The following is an 18,743-nucleotide window of genomic DNA, read 5'->3' on the forward strand; positions in this document are numbered from 1 at the left end:
AATCAAAATAGGCGTAACGGCAGTCTCTTATTTCGGCATTTCAGCCCCGTTTAGCGGAGGTTAGCGTATTCTCGTTACGCTCATCTGATTTAGGCGTAACCTCAGTCCTTTATTTCGGCATTCCGGCCCATTTCGCGGAGGTTAGCGTAGCCTCGTTACGCTCAATCGAAATAGACGTAACGGCATTCTCTTATTTCGGCATTTCAGCCCCGTTTAGCGGAGGATAGCGTATTCTCGTTACGTTCAACCGAAATAGGCGTAACGGCAGTCCTTTATTTCGGCTTTCTGACCCATTTGGAGGCGGATAGCGTATTCTCGTTTCGCTCAACCGAAATAGGCGTAACACCATTCTCTTATTTCGGCATTTCAGCCCAGTTTAGCGGACGATAGCGTAGCCTCGTTACGCTCTACCGAAATAGGCGTAACGCCATTCTCTTATTTCGGCATTTCAGCCCAATTGCAGGCGGATAACGTATTCTGGTTACGCCTAATCGTTTTACGTGTACGACGATTGCCTCGCTTTGCGCGGACGTATTGCCGCGCCCGCGCAAAGCGAGGTTATTTTCGCACAAAAAACGACGTTTCAATGTCGATGTATCCACAAGTCAAGAATTTTATAATTTCCTAAACAACAAGAAGAACTTCATTAATTCAATGAAGCCTTTCCTTTGGCTTGAGCCCTCACTTAAAACAGAAGCAAACGTTAAGTTAGAAGGGTTTCGTTAACATAAGAATAATAATAAGAGTGAATAAGCCATTGAGCACCCATTCTCCCCTAAGAACGGCCTTATGCTGTTCATAGTACTCTTCTGGAATCTCAGGTCCTTTAGCATCCTTCAACAAAGCATGGATCGGCTTTACCTTAGGAGATAAGTAAAAGGGGCCTAATGCGAGTGCGGCTAGATAAATAATGAGACTTGTCACATACCAACCCTGATGAAACAAGGCGTGGTTAAAACTTCCCATAAGAAGCCCTGTAAGGAGAAGTAGAAAACCGCCAATCATAACAAATCGATGGAGCAGGCCGTTTGCCGCATACGCAAAGCGCAGCTGCTCGAGTGTTTTCGCCGATTGCTTAATCGGAATAAAGGCAAAACCCGGTCCGAGCCCAAAGATTGCTGATGCCACATGAATGAGAAGCAATAATTTAAATAACATAAATGAAACTCCTTAAACTTTGTTTCTACTATTATATCTAAATCATTAAGTTAAAACTGTGAGGAATCTCATAAAAGCATTAAGAAAAATAGATTTTAGTGCGCACCCCCAAGCGGTGTCACGCCATTGAAACACTTAAGAGGGGCCAATATATAGCGTCGACCATTAATCACTTTATAAATCGGGGCCTATCACTTATGATAAATGGAAGTAAAGGAAGGTGTCCGCATGTCGAATTGGCCATTATCAAGAACAGCAAGCTCATTTAAAACACTTATTTTTAGCGAGCTCGCTGACTATAAAGGAAAAAAAAGTCAAGAAGGCGCCTCACTGATTGATTTGAGTATCGGCAGTCCAGATCAGGGACCACCGCCTTTCTTGATGGAAACGTTGTCTAAGGCTTCATTGGATCCCGCTCAATACGGCTATACGCTTTCCGGAAGCCAAGAATTTAATGAAGCCGTTGCCGCCTACTACAAGAAATTCAATGTTGAATTGGATCCAAAGTCTGAAATACTGCAAGTTATGGGGTCTCAAGACGGTCTTGTCCACCTTCCTATGATCTATGCTGAGGAAGGGGATATCATCCTAGTCCCAGACCCCGGCTATACCGCTTATGAAGCAGGAGTCAAACTATCCGGCGCTGACTTGTACCCGCTACCTTTACAAGAACAAAATGGCTTTTTGCCCGATTTATCGACTATTCCAGAAGAGGTGGCTCAAAAGGCGAAGCTCATGATCCTTAACTTTCCTGGAAATCCTGTACCAGCTCTCGCTACAAAGGCCTTTTTTAAAGAAGCAGTCTCGTTTGCCAAGAACTATGAGCTAATTGTTGTCCATGATTTCGCATACTGTGAGCTCATTTTTGATGGGCACAAGCCAATCAGTTTCATGAGTGTTGAAGGAGCAAAAGAGGTAGGCGTTGAGTTCAATTCACTTTCCAAAAGCTTCAATTTGGCGGGAACACGGATTGGTTACGCAGTGGGGAATTCAGAAATCATTCAGGAACTTGAACGATTAAAATCCAATCTTGATTATGGTATTTTCTCTCCTATTCAGAGAACAGCCATTCAAGCTTTATTACATGGTGAAACGTTTACGAAAGCCAATCGACTGCTCTATGAAAAAAGACGTGACGTCTTAATCACCGGCCTAAATGAGGCGGGATGGAACGTAACATCACCTCCCGCCGCCATGTTTGTTTGGGCGAAGCTTCCAGCGGGTTATACGTCCGAATCCTTTACATATGAGTTAATCGATCGTACCGGTGTCGTTGTGACTCCTGGCAATGCCTTTGGAAAACAAGGAGAAGGGTATGTTCGGATGGCACTTGTACAGCCTGAAGCACTATTAAAAGAAGCAGCAGAGCGAATAAAAGACATGCTTCAATCTTAAAGCCTAGAGAGGCCGGGACAGACGTATCCTGACGAATCGAAAAAACCGAACTTATTCACAGATTAACGTGATAGGTTCGGTTTTTCATTTGTAAGTTAAGTCAGTTTGTTTAGTTTTGTCCGAGCCTCTTTATTTAACGCCTCCTTTTCAATCCAAAACTTTAAATTGTTACAAAACCTCACATCAACCTTTTCATTCCCCAAACTATTACGTTAAGTTTTATAACACGAATACAAAAAGTCACCTCAAACGTGTCTATTTCACTCTATATTCTTACAAAATATGTAAAAACACAACAAAATAAGTGTGTTAAACCCTTAATTTATTTGTGTGTTAACTTTTTTAACATAATTTTTCTGAAACGTATTGACTATTTCCCCTATTCCGCTTATTATACGTGTAACATGTTATAAAAACTTACATTAGGAGTGATTAAATGAAACCTGCAGAACTATCCTTCTCGCTAGATTCCCTTTGGGTCCTCTTAGCAGCCGTTCTTGTTATCTTCATGCAAGCAGGATTTGCTCTTCTGGAGGCCGGGTCGACTCGGATGAAGAACTCTGGCCACGTGGCTGGGAAGCAAATACTCAGCTTCGCGATCTCTTCCATTGCCTTTTGGGCATTTGGTTTTGCCATTACTTTTGGAGAAGGGAACAGCCTCTTCGGAACCCACGGCTGGTTCTTGAATAACCCCTCTCCCTCAACGTTCGATTCCCTTTCTTGGGCGAATGTTCCGGTCTCATTAAAATTCTTATTCCAACTCGCATTTGCAGGCGTCTCACTCGCTATTGCCTGGGGAGGATTTGCAGAACGCGCGAAGCTTTCCGTCTACTTTATATTCGGCACTCTTTTTACCATTCTAGTTTATCCTGTTATCGGTCACTGGGTTTGGGGTGGTGGCTGGCTCGCACAAATGGGAATGCAAGACTTTGCCGGGTCCACAGTCGTTCACTTACAAGGCGCTGTTGCAGCATTAGTTGGTACTCTGCTTCTTGGACCTCGTATCGGTAAGTTCAACGCCAACAAAACTCCTAATGCCATTCCGGGTCATAACCAAGTTTACTCTGTAATAGGCTGTATCATTTTATGGATTGGTTGGTTTGGCTTCAATCCAGGGAGTACAATGGGGACATCAGGTGCTTTCTTCGGTTATGTCGCTTTAACTACGAACCTAGCTGCAGCGGCTGGAGCTATTGCTGCCATTCTAACCGCTCAATTGTTAGTTGGAAAAGCAGATATTTCAGCAATGGTTAACGGTGTTCTCGCTGCGTTAGTTGCCATTACAGCTGCATGCGCGTTCGTCGAGCCATGGGCAGCTGTCGTTGTCGGTGCAGTTGCAGGTGCGGTTACATTCTGGACTTCCGTTTACTTTGAGAAAAAAGGACTGGATGATCCGATCTACGCATTTTCCGTACACGGTATTGCCGGGATCATCGGAACCGTTTCCACAGGATTCTTTGCTTCTCCAAGACTCGTCAAAATCACCGGTGTTGGTCAGCCGGGGCTATTCTATGGCGGCGGTTTCCACCAGCTCGGCGTTCAAATACTTGGAGTACTAGGTGCATTCGTCTACGTTGCGGCAGTTTCCTTCATCATTCTTTTCATTCTTAAGAAAACAATCGGTCTTCGCGTTACAGCTGAGCAAGAAGTCAGCGGTCTTGATATTAGTGAACATGGCGCTTACGGCTATCCTGAACACCTTGATCCGAAATACAAAGGACAGTCAGAAATGAGCTCAAGCGCAAATTAATGAAGAAGGAAAGGCTCTCCTTTTCTTCTTCATTTTGAAAGGAGACCTAACCACATGAACCTTCAGGCTGCCTTAAACAAGCTCAAAGCGTCAGAAAAATGGCCATCCTTGGAAGAATTGAAAGCTCTGCATGACGAGATGTTGAAACATGTCCTATCGATCGGTCCCAGTCATTATCCTGAACTCTTGGTTGATCCATTACTCAATCAGCTTCATGATGAAGTGATGAAACAGACATGGGCATTAGCTGAACAAGAGACTCTGCGCCAAGCTATTGGAGTGAGACCGAAGAAGATTTGTTGGGTTTTATTTGGGAGCGGAGCACGCATGGAACAAACCATTTGTACGGATCAAGATAATGGCGTTCTATACGAATGTCTTCCGAGTGAGAAAGAAGCTTGTCTCACCTTTATCAAGACGGCAGCTGAATTGGGTACGTACTATTTAAACGAAATTGGCTATCCCTTTTGCCCCGGAAATGTGATGGCGACAAATAAAAGGTGGTCAAACGATACAGATTCGTGGTTAGAAGCAATGGCTAGACATATAAAACGGGGACAGCCAGACGACATTAAATATTTGTTTATTGCTTCTGACATAAGAGGTTTTTATGGGGATTTGAGCTTGGCGCAAGAGACAAAGAGCCGCCTGATTCAAACCCTGCAGGCCTCTCCCTTTATTTTAAAAAGGATGCATGAGCACATCCGTGAGCCCAAAGTGTCATTGGGCTGGTTTGGTCATGTGTATACCGAACGTTTTGGTAAACAAAGCGGAAAAGTGAACATTAAAGTGGGTTTTTATGTCCCAATAGTCAATGCTCTTAAATTCTTAGCAATCAAGCACGGCATTTTCGCTCCTTCTTCTTTGGATCGTCTAGAAGCCCTCGAGCACCTTGGAGTTATCGTTAAAGAAGAAGCTGTGATTCTCAAACAAGCGCTACAGATTTGCTTATATTTTAGAGGCCTCGCCTCCTTGAACCCTTCTTCCCAAGAGCGTGACTATTTGGATTTAACTACTTTGTCAGAAAGCGATGTCGAACGATTAAAGGCAAGTCTTAAAGAGATCAAAGCCTTTCATTCTCATGTTATAAGGAAAGGTGGATCATTATGAGTGACGCACAGGACCGTTCGTGGATCACTCGCTTTTTATCAATAGGATTAAGACCCGATCAACTGTTTGGGACTGTTCGATCAGGCTCTTTGCAGCAGGAAGCTTACGTCAGACAATTGCTTAAAGAAACCCACCAAAAACGGTTGGCTCTCGAAACGCCACTTCAAAACGTCACCTTCATCCTACTCGATACTGAAACAACAGGCTTTAATGCTGATAGTGATGACATTTTTGCCTTCTCAGCCACCAAAACCAAAATGGGTAAACCTTATGAGTCTTATTCTACGCTTATAAAACCGAGTCAACCTATCCCGGACGCCATTCAAGCTCTGACAGGAATTAACCAAGAGGATGTTCGTTTCGCGCCTTCCATGGAAGACATCCTACCCAAGCTATTACAATTCTTAACGGACGGCATTATTCTTGGGTATCATATCGCTTTCGATCTCACTTTTTTAAATGCTTATCTCAAGGCGAATAACCAACGAAGGCTGCCCCATCAATCTTTCGAACTTAGGCAATTGATCGAAAAACTTTATCAACAATCCTTCCCGACTCTCGATGACGCTCTGGCCTTTTTCAACATCCCGTGTGAGAAAAGGCATACAGCTGAAGGAGATGTCAAGGCTATGGCTGATCTATGGAGCAAGCTCTATGATCGTTTTCAGGAACTCCATCTTGCCACTCTATATGACCTTTATGCTCTTGTTGGAAGATAAAAAAGGCGCTCACACGAGGGGTTTTCCGATCACGTGGAAAAACTCTAAACTCGCAGTATTGACTAATACTATAATGAGCAGACAAAAGCTTGGGATTTCTCCCAAGCTTTTGTCTTTAATCGTTTTTTCAAATTCATTAAACGCTGATGGGCAAACGTGTCTTGCCCACCATTTTTCTGGCCGCGGCCTCCGTTTTCGTGGGAAAGCTTGGCATGGACTCCACTCATGCCTCGTTTTGGCGAATTGGAGCCCCCATCCCATTACCTGGCTTTCGTAAAAAAACAACCTTGCAACTGGCATACCTGGTAACTCCGAACGGTAACACCAAACTATTTTTTGGACAAAATCCCCTTCTGATGAGCAACAGTATTGACTTCTTCTTCTTCTCCCTACAAAATAAAAATAGTTCTGATAATTATGAGTGATTAACCCACTTACCTAATTCCAAATTAAAAATAAGTTTTTTTAATTCAAGAATGATTTGCGTGACATTTACCTCAATGTAGCCGTGATGGCTTCCAACTCTGGCCTCCCAAACGGTCGGTTGATCCGTTGGGGAGACACGAATCGTGAACCGTGACAGCTTTGCGAGCTCTTTTTCAACTTGCCCGATTACATGAGCTAAGAGATCTCTGTAAACAAAGACAAACTGCAAGTCGCAGGAACCTAGCCTGTTATAATCTTTTTTCAATCCTTTTAACAAGCTTCTCCAGATAATATAAGCTTTCGACCATTCCACTTCTTTTTGTGTTAAAGGATATCCCATTGCGATCACCATTAATATTATACACAAACATTTGTTCGCAATCCATTTTTTTATTGTGACGCTTTTATGGTCATATTATAAGGTTTGAAAGCGGAACTTCTGTCTGCTAACCTGAAAACTAAGACCCATTTTCCTTCATCTGGCGCTAGCGCTGTAAAACGCGCAATGAGTGGCTGTCATGTCGTTCGATCGTTCAACTCGTGTATTAAAAAATTTATATAGTTGAGGTGTTAGGGTATGAAAATGAGGCATTTAGGAACAAATGGTCCAGAGGTATCAGCAATAGGTCTTGGCTGTATGGGTATGTCAGATTTTTACAGCGGTCGAGATGATGAGGAATCCATTCGCACGATACATGACGCTTTAGATTTAGGCATTAACTTTTTAGACACAGCAGATATGTATGGCGTAGGTGAGAATGAAAGACTTGTTGGAAAAGCTATAAAAGACCGTCGCGATCACGTTTTTTTGGCGACAAAATTTGGAAACGTCCGATCACCAGAAGGCGCTTTTCTTGGAATTAACGGACGCCCTGAATACGTTAAAGAAGCCGTAGATAAAAGTTTAAAAAATCTTGGAGTCGATCACATTGATCTCTATTACCAGCATCGTGTAGATCCGAATACGCCCATTGAAGAAACGGTAGGAGCCATGTCGGACCTGGTTAAAGCAGGAAAGGTGCGTTACCTTGGTCTTTCGGAAGCCGCCTCTGAAACGATTCGGCGTGCACACAAAGTTCATCCTATTACAGCACTCCAAACCGAATACTCTCTATGGAGCCGCGATGTGGAGGATGGGATCCTGGATACCGTTCGTGAACTCGGGATTGGTTTTGTTCCTTATAGCCCGCTCGGACGGGGATTCTTAACAGGCGCCTTTAAGACCATTGAGGATCTCCCAGCTGACGATTTCAGACGCACTGGCCCTCGTTTCCAAGGCGAAAACTTCCAAAAAAATCTTGACTTAGTGGATAAAATTAAAGCCCTCGCTAAGGTAAAAGAGTGCACACCTTCACAACTGGCGCTTGCCTGGCTGCTTGCGCAAGGCGAGGATATCGTTCCTATCCCTGGAACTAAACGACGAACCTATCTGAAAGAAAATGTCGCCTCCCTTGAAGTTACACTGACTGAAACCGAGTTAAAAGAAATTGATGAAATCGCGCCAAAAGGAATTGCAAGCGGAAATCGCTATCCCGATATGAGCAGCGTTAACCGTTAGACCGATAATTTCACGCATCGTCTACCTAAATCAAAACCACCCGTGATAACGGGTGGTTTGTTCTACGGCTGAAAGCCTCTGTTACTGGCCAGCCCTTCAAAGGGTACTGAAAGATTCCCCAACCGCACTACTTCTCCAGCTACCCTAAAGGGCTTCTTTTATTTTTTCTTGTTTTTATTCTTAATCTCTTCTCCTGTGAATGGATCTATATATTCAAACATGCTTAATTGTTCTGCAACTACGTCCTCTTGTAACTGGTTTCGAATGTATTCTTCAATTACTTTCTTATTTCTTCCTACTGTATCAACATAAAATCCTTTACACCAAAATTTTCGATTCCCATACCGATATTTTAAATTGGCATGTCGGTCAAAAATCATTAAACTACTTTTTCCTTTCAAATATCCAACAAAAGATGAAACACTTATTTTAGGTGGAATACTTACAAGCATATGTATGTGATCTTTACATGCTTCGGCTTCAATAATTTCTACACCTTTTCTTTCACATAATTGTCTTAAGATCATTCCTATATCCTTTTTAAGTTTCCCATATATAATTTGTCTTCTATACTTTGGTGCAAAAACAATGTGATACTTACAATTCCATTTGGTGTGTGCTAAACTGTTAACATCAGGTTTTGACATAAAGAGTCTCTCCTAGTTCGATAAATTTGGTTGGGGAACCAAAATTTATTGTAACACTAAGAGAGGCTTTTTTTGATACCTCGCTGAAAGCTTTTCTGAACCCTAGGCATAGCCTAGGGTTTTCTTTTTACAAAAAAAACAGCATGGAGCCATGTCCCCATGCTGTTTTTGCTGTTCTATATTTTTTTCCTTTGTTTCTCTTCATACATTCTAGCGTCTGCCTTCTCCAAGGCTTCAGTGAGGTCATCGGCAGGATGAATCTCTGTCATACCGAAGCTAGCTGTAACAGGCAGGCCTTGACTGGACCAATCTCTATTTAATTGGTACAGTGTATTCCGAATTTGTTCTTGAATAAAAACCTTTTGTTCAGTTGGATGGGGAATAAAAAGGACAAACTCATCTCCCCCATATCGAAACAGGCGATGACTTGAAGGAATCCGCACTTTTATCTCGCCGACAAATTTTTTGAGAACGTCATCCCCCTTTGTATGGCCATAGTTATCATTCACCTCTTTAAAATCATCAAGGTCAATCATAACAAGAGTCCCGGATTGATCATTTTCTTTCAATTCATCCTTATAAATCTCCCAGCCCGCGCGATTTTCTGCTTGAGTTAATCCATCGAAAAAGACGGTTTTGGCGATCATTCGGTATTTCTGATAATAGCTTACCGATTTAAATAAAGAGAAAAGCACAACGAGTGCCACGAGGATGCCAATATAACTATAGACTTCATTTACCATCACTAGTATTAAAGACAAACTGTATATACATAAATAAGACCAATTGATGTCTAGAACAACCGCTTTCAAATTAGTTAGAAAAGCATTATTTTTTCGATAAGTCAAAATAACAGTACTTAAGAGACGATTGATTACAAAGTGAAGGATAAGGGCCATTGTCATGGCTAAAAGGGCTCCGTCTGAGTGAAAATGGTAGGATTTTAAAGCATAATGAAGCAGTAAGGAACCAGATGTAATTCCTGATGATAGATGGCCAATTGTGATGAAAAAATCCCAGATAACCCTATTTTTTCGTAATGAGGAAAAGAGAATTCCCGGAATCACGACAACAAGTGAAAGCGAAATGGGAAAGCTCAACATACTGAAGAGCACAAATACAATAGACGGCTTCCATTTGGCACCGCTTGGCAAGGTAACCGACCAATCATATGTAATGAGAAAGAGTGCTAAATAAAAAAGAACCTTGAAAAGAATGTTTTTTTCGGTATAAGTGTTCACATGAAGCGTTAGATCACTAATTAAATAAATGATTGAAGCTATACCAATTATACCAACCAAATAAAACAGCACTTCTGTGACTAATCCTTTAGTCTGAATACTGATCCTGATTCGTTTCACTTCAATCTCCCTTTCTCTCCCAATTCTATCATAAATTAATAGAAAGAGGCTCGTAAAGAAAGTGATTTTCTATATACTATCAGAAAGTATAAAAGTTCGCTAAAGCGATTATGGATGATAGCATAAGAAAAACTTCGACTTTCGCCATTAAGACTCGGCGATAAGCCGAGTTTCTCTAAAAATATCACACCATGCAATAAAACAACAAAAGACCAAGGCAGGTCCCTTAGTCTTTTTATATTACCATTATTCTTTATTTTTAATAACCCGAATGGCCACGATCGGCCGCAAGTTTTACTTTCAATAAAATCGCGACATTTCCGAGAACCACACTTATGCCAACTGCAATCAAAAGAAGTGTATTCGAGAATGCCACAAAACAATGGGCAATAAAGGCGACTGCTAAAAGTAACAAAGCTAATTGAATGAAGAGAGCCGGTTTCATATTGCCACCACCCTGCTAAAAGTTAAAGGTTCACAACCTTCTGTACTATTAGTTTAGCACGTGGCATGCTAAGGTTAATCTCCTAATTGTCACACCTTGGTGACAATTTTCTTAATAAAATTTGACAACATCTAATAAATTGCAGATGACGGGTTGGCGCGCCCTTTTACTTTTTATTTGAAGCAAACCGAAGCGGCAAATTAAGAATGGTCTGTGCCTCCTCCTGAGTAATAACTCCCATCTCCACCATGTTCATGACAACCACTTTCTGCCTCTTTATGGAAAGCTTCAAATTCTTAAAAGGGTCATAATTATTTGGCGAATTTGGAATCCCTGCCAATAAAGCCAATTCTCCTGCATTCAATTGGTCAGGTGTTTTATCAAAGTATGTTTTTGATGCATTATACAACCCATAGGCACCATGCCCGAAATAAATAATATTCGTATACATAGTGAAAACTTTAGTTTTTGATACGGTATCATAAATGCCTATCGCATAAAGACTCTGCTTCAATTTGTAATCAAATGATTTGGAGCGCTTTAAAAAAGTATTATCGACCAATTGTTGCGTGATGGTTGAACCACCTTGAACCAATTGATGCTTTGTTAGATCAACTTGAACTGAGCGAAGGATCCCAATTGGGTCAATCCCTGGATCCCAGGCAAAACGCCTGTCTTCAGTCGCAATGACCGCTTTTTTGTACATTTCCGGGATTTGATCATTTTTTAAAGGATGGTCGACATTTAACGCCTTTTCCACCTCTGCAACCTTTGCTTCTAGCTGAGGCTTTATAGGATGAACGTGTGTGAAATAGAGTTTAATCCCATAAAAGAATAACCCTAGAACGATCAAGAACCCGATTCCCCATCTTATGAGCTTCCTTCTTATCTTCTTCATAACACGGCCACCGTTCCTAAGAGACTGCCTTTTCACAATTACTTTCAAATAAGGTTTCGTTGTTTCGATTTTAATCCATTAAATACAGACATACATTTTATGGGCAAAAAGGCTTATTTTTTTCCCCGCTCCATTATAGCATATCCTACAAATTCAGCTGAAAACAGTCTAAAAACCCTTTTGTTAGACACTTGGAGGCCCGCTGCGATCGATCTTTTTTTAGGCTGTTTTCGTAACCTTTGTTGTTTTTTTAGGCTCCAACAAGCTCGCTTTCCGAGGGCAATCCGAGCCTCCTCGGCAAAATACGTCTGCGGGGTCTCACCTGGCTTGCTATTCCCGCAGGAGTCTCACCTATTTCCACCTATTTTTTATCAACTAGCAACAATCTTTTAGAAAAGAGCCTTTTTTTAAAAAGAAGCCAGACATTCGAACTATTTTCGTCACACACCTCTCAGACAGTTAATACATTAAATTAAACTGACAATCTCGGGAGGTGGACAACATCATGAAACTCCCCTTTTTATTATCGGGTCCCATTCTCCGTCGTGCTTATTCTAAGAGTGTCGTCATTTGGCTCGCAATGAGTGAAGCGGTCACCATACAAGCGGCTCTTTTCCCTATTCAACCGAGTACACACCGCCAGTCAAAACCTAAGCAGGTCGAGGAACAGATTAGCTATGAACCGCTTTCTATTAATACGACCCAGCATACTTGCCGCCTTGGCGATCACCTCTATATCTATTTAATTGAGCTCACTCCTAACCGAGGAGAGTCGTTTCCAGTAGACTGTTTTCTTGGCTATAATTTATCTTTTATCCGAAATTCAGAAACCGTTGATTTAGGTGACCTTGGTTTGTTAACCCCTGACAATCCTGATTCCATTGTTTATGAACCTTTTTCTTTTCCAACTTTTATTTTAAAAGAGAAGGAGACAACTAATTTTTTGTATGGCTCCTGTCGGAAATTTCATGGGAAAGGACAGGACCTCCTGCCAAAATCAGATGACCTTATGGCCAAGAAGGCTGCCAACTTAGAAGAACGGCCTCATACTTTGTTTCTCTTAGGTGACCAAATCTATGCCGATGATGTCGCAAGCGCTATTTTGCCCTTTCTATCAGAGCTAGGTACAGCCCTTCATGGAGGAAAACAAGAGGATTTATCTAAACTCGACCAGCGCCTATTAATTCACCCTTTTCCAAAGGCGCTCAAACAAGCCAAAGGCCGTCAATTCATCATGAATGAGTTTGCAGGCTTTACTTCTACGCATGCCGCTAACCATCTCATGACATTTGGCGAATACGCGGCTATGTATCTAATGAATTGGAGCCCGACATTATGGAAAGTGCTAACTGATCAAGGAGGCCTTCCCTCTTTTAAAGATTTAATTGATAAGGGTTTATTTTACCAGAAATTCCCTGACAAAGACCCTGCCTTTAGAAAACAACATAAGACTGAACTTAAACAAGCGGCCAAAGACTATCGGGCTGAGCGTGAACTCGTCTCACAATTTGCAAGCGGGCTGCCTGCTGTTCGCCGGTTATTAGCCAATATCCCAACCTATATGATCTTCGATGACCACGACATCACAGATGATTGGAATCTCTCGCATTCTTGGAAAACCCATGTTTCTGAATCCGCTCTAGGCTCACATATTATTGGTAATGCTTTAACCGCTTATTGGGCCTTTCAGGGCTGGGGAAATGAGCCTGAAGCGTTTTCCCCAGCATTTATTGAAACGATCGAACAGTACTTAACTACCTTAAAGCTGAAAAGTTATGAGCATGACAAGTGGCTGAAATCTATTATGACTTTTAATAAGTGGTCCTATGTTTCGCCCACTCATCCAAAAGCTCTATTTCTCGATACACGGACGATGAGAGGCTATGACCCGGTCCCTCAACCTGTACAAATTGGCAGAACCGTAAGAGAGACACCCATGAGTTCTGAGCTGATAAGTCAAAAAGGCTTGGCACACACCGAACAAATCCTGAAAGAAAGCGGGTGGAAAAAAGAAACGCCGCTTCTCATCATTTCGGCCACACCGCTTTACGGGATTCAGCTCATTGAGAATTTCGTCTTAAAATATATTTATCCATTTCGGTCATTTGGACTGCCGGTCGATGATTCTTTTGATATTGAAGCATGGAAAGATAACGGAAAGGGCTTTACTCAATTTATCAATCATCTCAAAAAGTGGGAGCCGAGCCCTTGCATTATTTTATCAGGAGATGTTCACTATGGCTTTCAGGCCGAATCTAAAATTCGCTTCCAATCAGAGAAATCCAAAGAACAAACGATTTATCAATTGACAAGCAGTCCTATTAACAACATGAGTTTTTATGGATGGGTCGGCCTTCTACTAAGATGTGTGACACGTCTCCATGCCCCGTTAAAGAAGCGAAAGGAAATCCACCATTACTGTGATAAGAGCTATCGGCTTATCGCCAAGAAACAACTGATTAATGATCCAACCACCATTAATTGGCATGAAAAAATCTATTATAACCGTAATCAAAAAGGGCAAATCATGGAGACTCACAACAATATCGGCCTTTTAACCATCAAGACCATTAAGCTTGAGGATAAGGACGGGGGCCATCACTTACAATGGACCAATCAGCTTTTATCTGAATAATTTTTCAGCGTACAGGAAAAAGCCGGCTCACAAACGAACCCGTGAGCCGGCTTTCATACCTTCTAAGGTAAATGTCTAAATGAACCTGGCACGCTTTCAAAGAGCAATAAACTTACTCCTCCGAGGAAGACTCCCTCTTATGAGTCAACCACTGATCAATGTGTGCTTCTGTTCGTGATATTATTTTTTGCTTCGTTTCTTCATTGATCTTTCCATCTTTAACAGCCTGAGTCAATCGGGCCTTTTGAGCCTCTAATAATTTCGCTTTTAGATCAGCTTGACTCATTCCCTTTTCTTTGGCAATATCAGCAAGGGACTGGCCTGAGCGCAGCTTTTCAATTAATGTCTTTTTGTCCACATTTAGGATTTTAGATGCTTCATCCAACCAGAAACCACCATGTTTTCCATGCCAGTGAGGCAATCCTTTATGCTGAATCCATTCATCCATATGCTGACTCGCTTTTAGAAGGATTGCATCTCGCTGCTGGGTAGTAAGTCTACCTGCTTTTACCGCTTCTTCAAGACGGCTGCTCAAAGCGCTCTGTAAACCACTCTTCAGCTTCTGATTAGAAATCCCCTTTTCTTTGGCAATATCCGCTAATGATTTGCCGGACTTTAGCTCATTAAACAAGGTTGTTTTGTCCATATTAAGAACTTGTGCGGCATCCTCTAGCCACACCATATGATGATGGCCATCACCTTTTTGTTGGTGCAGCATCTCTTGACCATTTTCACTTTTGACTGCAGACGATGGAACTTGTTCTTGGGCGGCCGAAGCAGCATGTGCGATAGACCCAAGCCCAATCGAAGCCATAAATACGGCTGCTGCCATGACTTTCATGACTTTCAAGTGTAACGCCTCCTTAAAATTTTGAACTTACCTGTTTTTGAACAACAGTTTTAATATGTACAGATTTCCAAAAAACCCATCAAATATGAAAAACTTTTTAAAAATGAATGTGCCGGTGTAAAAAAAACACCCCCTTCTGACGAGGTCAGAAGGGGGTGTTAATGATCAATTTGGCCCGGCGCGAAAGGACGCCAAGAGCCCAAGGCGCTCAAGAAGCTTAAGATAAAGTCCGATAACAAGGCGGGCGAATAAAAGGGATAAAGGAAAGTAAAAGAAAGTCCAATCCCCATTCTGCCAAACCAGTTTCATACCAAGAGCTTGCATAAAGATACTTCGGATAATCGTATAAAGAAAGGCTGCAAGCCACGGTACGACCAAAGCGAAACACACACTGCTGAACCAAATAACCTTGCTGCTAAGAACTCTCTGACGTACTAAAACATGACCAGCCGCCGGAATGGCTAGACAACATGGCACCAGGATCGCGATAAATAGATACAGTGAGACGATGACAGAGTGGACCTCTCCTCGTCCCCATTGAATAAGTAAAGTGATCCCCCAACTAATGAGGGCAAGGCTGATGCCATATATAAGACTAATCACAAATGCTTTGAATTTTTCCATATCTGCCGCCTTCTATGTTGATTCAAAAGGGGCTCTAATTCACCCCTAAAAGATCCATTAATTCATAAGTAAGAATCGTCTTTTCCTGTTCCCAAGTTAATTTACAAATTCGGGCGTGCGCATAAGGCGTTCCCTCTTTTGTCGTCCTCACTTCAATTGGGATATCTATTGGATATAACCGATACCCCTCTTTAACAAGCTCATACACATTTTCCGTTTCCGTCTTAATTTCCTTCTGTTTTGTGACAATCATCGTATTTAATTCAAGTGGCATTCCCATTGTTAACGCCCCTCCCTCCGAGTTTTTATCCTATTATCAGTATAACGCTTTACAGAGCTTTCATCATCTTTAACCGTAGAAAGAAAGCGCTCATTTTTTGTTTAAATACTTTTTAGTCTCTCATTTGTACAAGTTGCGCTATAATTAAACCATTATTTTTTATTTTAGTTTAAACAATGGTTCTGAGCTAGACTTTGAATAGAGAAGCTCAGGGGGAAACCTCTCTCGACTATCCCATATCAATAAAAGGAGCATGATCATTTGAAGCTAATTTCATGGAATGTAAATGGCATTCGAGCCTGTGTCAATAAAGGATTCTTAGACTATTTTCAAAAGATGGATGCTGATCTCTTCTGCATTCAAGAAACTAAATGTCAAAAAGGGCAAATTGAACTCGAATTAGAAGGCTACTATCAATACTGGAATGACGCGGAGCGCAAAGGCTATTCGGGAACCGCCATTTTCACAAAACAAAAGCCGGTTTCAGTAAGCTATGGATTAGGTGATTTATTTGAAGACCGTGAAGGACGTGTCATCACACTAGAATTCCAAGATTATTTTATGGTCACGGTCTATACGCCAAATGCTAAGCGCGACTTATCCCGTTTAGAAGAACGATTAGTTTGGGAAGACCAATTTTTAAACTATCTGCAAGCACTCGATAGCAAAAAGCCCGTTATCGTATGCGGTGACTTAAATGTGGCTCACCAGGAAATTGACCTAAAAAACGCCAAGACAAATGTAGGTAATTCAGGTTTTACCGATGAAGAACGCAGCAAGATGACCACACTGCTCTCAGCAGGCTTTGTCGATTCTTTCCGTCATCTTTACCCCGACAGAACCGATGTTTATAGCTGGTGGTCTTATATGAATAAGGTCAGAGAGCGGAACATCGGGTGGCGGATCGACTACTTCTTAGTTTCCGAAAGAGTTAGCCCTTATATTAAAGAAGCAGAAATCCATTGCAACGTGCTAGGCAGTGATCATTGTCCCATCCAGTTAGAAATGGATTTCCAATCATATTTAACAAGTTTTTCACAAAAATGATACAAATACAGATTGAATTTTCGAAACATTTTATTTATACTTAGATAATTATCTCCTAGTCATTCTCTTTTTTTAAGCAGGCCTGTATCCGATTGATCGACCTGACTTAAGTGATTATTTTTTAATTGATATCTAGGAAAAAAGAAAAATTAGAGGTGTTGAAAATGGATCACTCCATTCAATTTGTTGAAGCAACGTCATTAAAGCAAAAACCTTCTTCTGAGGAATTAGGCTTTGGCAGATTTTTTAGCGACTATATGTTTGAGATGGATTATTCCGCAGAGGCCGGTTGGCATGACCCGCGGATTGTCCCTTATCATCCTCTAACATTAGAGCCCTCCTCTATGGTCTTCCATTATGGGCAAGCCATCTTTGAAGGTCTGAAAGCTTATAAAACGAAGGATGGGCACATTCAATTATTCCGCCCTACCAAAAATATAACTCGTCTCAATAAATCCTGTGAGCGCTTATGCATTCCAAAAGTAGATGAGGAACTGATGCTAAAAGCATTCAAGGAGCTTATCTCCATTGAAAAGGATTGGGTGCCTAACGGTGATGGAACCTCCCTCTACCTCCGTCCTTTTATTATTGCAACAGAGCCTTATCTTGGTGTCAGACCGGCCAGGGAGTACAAATTACTTATCATCCTGTCACCAGTCGGGGCTTACTATGGGGATCAACTAGCACCTGTCAAAATCTATGTTGAAGAGCATTATGTCAGAGCCGTCCTTGGCGGTGTTGGACATGTTAAAACGGCGGGAAACTATGCGGCCAGCTTAAAAGCTCAGGAAGACGCAAGCGCTAAAGGGTATGCTCAAATCCTTTGGCTCGATGCCAAAGAAAACAAATACGTTGAAGAAGTCGGCAGCATGAATATCTTCTTTAAGATTAACGGGGAAGTCGTCACCCCTCAATTAAATGGAAGTATTTTAGATGGCGTGACACGGGATTCTGTCATTGATTTGCTAAAGCATTGGAACGTACCCGTACGTGAGACACGCATTTCGATCAAAGAAGTTTTCGAAGCTCATGCTCGCGGTGAATTGGAGGAGGTTTTCGGTTCCGGGACCGCTGCTGTCATCTCTCCTGTGGGTGAATTGAATTGGAACGGGGACATTATTACGGTAGGTGACCAGAAAATTGGCCCGCTCTCCCAGCGCTTATATGATGCGATTACAGGGATTCAAACAGGTAAAGTTGCCGACCCATTTGATTGGACATTAGACGTTACGAGCGTAAAGGTTTATTAAGCCAATCCAAACATGCAGGTGTCCAAAGAGACACCTGCACTTTTTAAATTCTTTTAATTGAATAGCCTTTTTAACTGTTCAGGGACTGGACGGCTTTTTCGCGTCGCTTCATCCATTGTCACACTTGTTACAAGGGCATCCGCACAAAGTTCGTCAGCCTGATTCCAAATCTCTTGACGAAGGACATAGCTTGTACAGCCCACTTTTTCAGGAATCGTCGTCACCACGAGAACATCCCCTTGCCGGCATTCCTTCCTATAATTGATGTTAATATTAACAGTAACCGTCTGGATTCCCATTTCAAGGAAGGTTTGGTAGGACAAACCTGCTTTCTCATACCACTCTTCTCTTCCCCACTCAAGATATTCAAGATATTTAGCATTGTTAACATGGCCGTTCACATCGATCTCTGTGGATCTAACAATGAGTTCCAGTGAGACTTTCATTCTTCCTCTCCTCTCTATTTAGAAAAATCAAAACACTTGAAGCCAACATTTTTTTAGTTTAAAGTTAAAAAGTAAATGATTAGAGGACTTTCTATTATCCATCTGATTTTATTCTACTATAAATGAACTTAAGAAAGGCGGGAG

At 41.7% G+C, this 18,743-nt stretch carries 18 protein-coding genes; 8 read left to right on the forward strand and 10 right to left on the reverse strand.

Annotated features, from left to right (window positions below; translation table 11 throughout):
• Positions 1 to 708: 708 nt before the first annotated feature.
• Positions 709 to 1,158 carry a DUF2269 family protein gene (locus tag PU629_RS16840; RefSeq protein WP_275281207.1) on the reverse strand — a complete coding sequence of 150 codons (450 nt, stop codon included), beginning with the start codon at positions 1,156 to 1,158 and terminating at the stop codon, positions 709 to 711.
• Positions 1,159 to 1,386: 228 nt separating this feature from the next.
• Here PU629_RS16840 and PU629_RS16845 point away from each other — a divergent pair, with 228 nt between their 5' ends.
• From PU629_RS16845 to PU629_RS16860, 4 genes are all read left to right on the forward strand, one after another.
• The gene (locus tag PU629_RS16845; protein ID WP_275281209.1) at positions 1,387 to 2,553 is read left to right on the forward strand and encodes an LL-diaminopimelate aminotransferase; all 1,167 of its coding nucleotides are present in this window, start codon (positions 1,387 to 1,389) and stop codon (positions 2,551 to 2,553) included.
• Between the two features lie 436 nt (positions 2,554 to 2,989).
• On the forward strand, positions 2,990 to 4,303 hold the full coding sequence (locus PU629_RS16850; RefSeq protein WP_275281210.1) for an ammonium transporter: 1,314 nt from the start codon (positions 2,990 to 2,992) through the stop codon (positions 4,301 to 4,303).
• Between the two features lie 54 nt (positions 4,304 to 4,357).
• Positions 4,358 to 5,413: a DUF294 nucleotidyltransferase-like domain-containing protein gene (locus PU629_RS16855; RefSeq protein WP_275281211.1), complete on the forward strand. Its 1,056-nt coding sequence runs from the start codon at positions 4,358 to 4,360 to the stop codon at positions 5,411 to 5,413.
• A complete protein-coding gene (locus PU629_RS16860) occupies positions 5,410 to 6,132 on the forward strand; it encodes an exonuclease domain-containing protein (protein ID WP_275281212.1) in 723 nt (240 codons plus the stop codon). Before PU629_RS16855 ends, PU629_RS16860 begins: the two co-directional genes overlap by 4 nt.
• Before the next feature lie 415 nt (positions 6,133 to 6,547).
• Here the strand turns inward: PU629_RS16860 and PU629_RS16865 are convergent, their stop codons facing one another.
• Positions 6,548 to 6,898, reverse strand: a complete 351-nt coding sequence (locus PU629_RS16865; RefSeq protein WP_275281213.1) for a hypothetical protein — start codon at positions 6,896 to 6,898, stop codon at positions 6,548 to 6,550.
• 237 nt (positions 6,899 to 7,135) lie between these two features.
• Here PU629_RS16865 and PU629_RS16870 point away from each other — a divergent pair, with 237 nt between their 5' ends.
• Positions 7,136 to 8,116, forward strand: a complete 981-nt coding sequence (locus PU629_RS16870; protein WP_275281214.1) for an aldo/keto reductase — start codon at positions 7,136 to 7,138, stop codon at positions 8,114 to 8,116.
• 158 nt (positions 8,117 to 8,274) lie between these two features.
• Here PU629_RS16870 and tnpA read toward each other — a convergent pair whose 3' ends face one another.
• The 4 genes from tnpA to PU629_RS16890 form a co-directional block, all read right to left on the reverse strand.
• Positions 8,275 to 8,763 carry an IS200/IS605 family transposase gene (gene tnpA, locus PU629_RS16875; protein WP_275281090.1) on the reverse strand — a complete coding sequence of 163 codons (489 nt, stop codon included), beginning with the start codon at positions 8,761 to 8,763 and terminating at the stop codon, positions 8,275 to 8,277.
• 176 nt (positions 8,764 to 8,939) lie between these two features.
• The gene (locus PU629_RS16880; RefSeq protein ID WP_275281215.1) at positions 8,940 to 10,124 is read right to left on the reverse strand and encodes a GGDEF domain-containing protein; all 1,185 of its coding nucleotides are present in this window, start codon (positions 10,122 to 10,124) and stop codon (positions 8,940 to 8,942) included.
• A 259-nt stretch (positions 10,125 to 10,383) separates the two neighbouring features.
• The gene (locus tag PU629_RS16885) at positions 10,384 to 10,569 is read right to left on the reverse strand and encodes a hypothetical protein (protein WP_275281216.1); all 186 of its coding nucleotides are present in this window, start codon (positions 10,567 to 10,569) and stop codon (positions 10,384 to 10,386) included.
• A 166-nt stretch (positions 10,570 to 10,735) separates the two neighbouring features.
• Positions 10,736 to 11,467: a biosynthetic peptidoglycan transglycosylase gene (locus tag PU629_RS16890; protein ID WP_275281217.1), complete on the reverse strand. Its 732-nt coding sequence runs from the start codon at positions 11,465 to 11,467 to the stop codon at positions 10,736 to 10,738.
• Between the two features lie 505 nt (positions 11,468 to 11,972).
• Here PU629_RS16890 and PU629_RS16895 point away from each other — a divergent pair.
• Entirely contained in the window at positions 11,973 to 14,102 is a 2,130-nt protein-coding gene (locus PU629_RS16895) for a metallophosphoesterase family protein (protein WP_275281218.1), read from the forward strand.
• A gap of 112 nt (positions 14,103 to 14,214) precedes the next feature.
• Here PU629_RS16895 and PU629_RS16900 read toward each other — a convergent pair whose 3' ends face one another.
• From PU629_RS16900 to PU629_RS16910, 3 genes are all read right to left on the reverse strand, one after another.
• Positions 14,215 to 14,952: a hypothetical protein gene (locus tag PU629_RS16900; RefSeq protein ID WP_275281219.1), complete on the reverse strand. Its 738-nt coding sequence runs from the start codon at positions 14,950 to 14,952 to the stop codon at positions 14,215 to 14,217.
• A 165-nt stretch (positions 14,953 to 15,117) separates the two neighbouring features.
• Positions 15,118 to 15,576 (reverse strand): hypothetical protein, encoded by a 459-nt coding sequence (locus PU629_RS16905; RefSeq protein WP_275281220.1) that lies wholly within the window; start codon positions 15,574 to 15,576, stop codon positions 15,118 to 15,120.
• 34 nt (positions 15,577 to 15,610) lie between these two features.
• Positions 15,611 to 15,856 (reverse strand): DUF2584 family protein, encoded by a 246-nt coding sequence (locus PU629_RS16910; protein ID WP_275281221.1) that lies wholly within the window; start codon positions 15,854 to 15,856, stop codon positions 15,611 to 15,613.
• Between the two features lie 261 nt (positions 15,857 to 16,117).
• Between PU629_RS16910 and PU629_RS16915 the strand changes: the two genes are divergently transcribed.
• A complete protein-coding gene (locus tag PU629_RS16915; protein ID WP_275281222.1) occupies positions 16,118 to 16,903 on the forward strand; it encodes an exodeoxyribonuclease III in 786 nt (261 codons plus the stop codon).
• A gap of 164 nt (positions 16,904 to 17,067) precedes the next feature.
• Positions 17,068 to 18,153: a branched-chain amino acid aminotransferase gene (locus tag PU629_RS16920; protein WP_275281223.1), complete on the forward strand. Its 1,086-nt coding sequence runs from the start codon at positions 17,068 to 17,070 to the stop codon at positions 18,151 to 18,153.
• Between the two features lie 53 nt (positions 18,154 to 18,206).
• On the opposite strand, the gene PU629_RS16925 is transcribed toward PU629_RS16920, so the two are convergent.
• Positions 18,207 to 18,599, reverse strand: a complete 393-nt coding sequence (locus PU629_RS16925) for an acyl-CoA thioesterase (RefSeq protein WP_275281224.1) — start codon at positions 18,597 to 18,599, stop codon at positions 18,207 to 18,209.
• Positions 18,600 to 18,743: the final 144 nt, after the last annotated feature.

Origin of the sequence: Pullulanibacillus sp. KACC 23026 (assembly GCF_029094525.1) — a bacterium.
Lineage (GTDB): Bacteria > Bacillota > Bacilli > Bacillales > Sporolactobacillaceae > KACC-23026.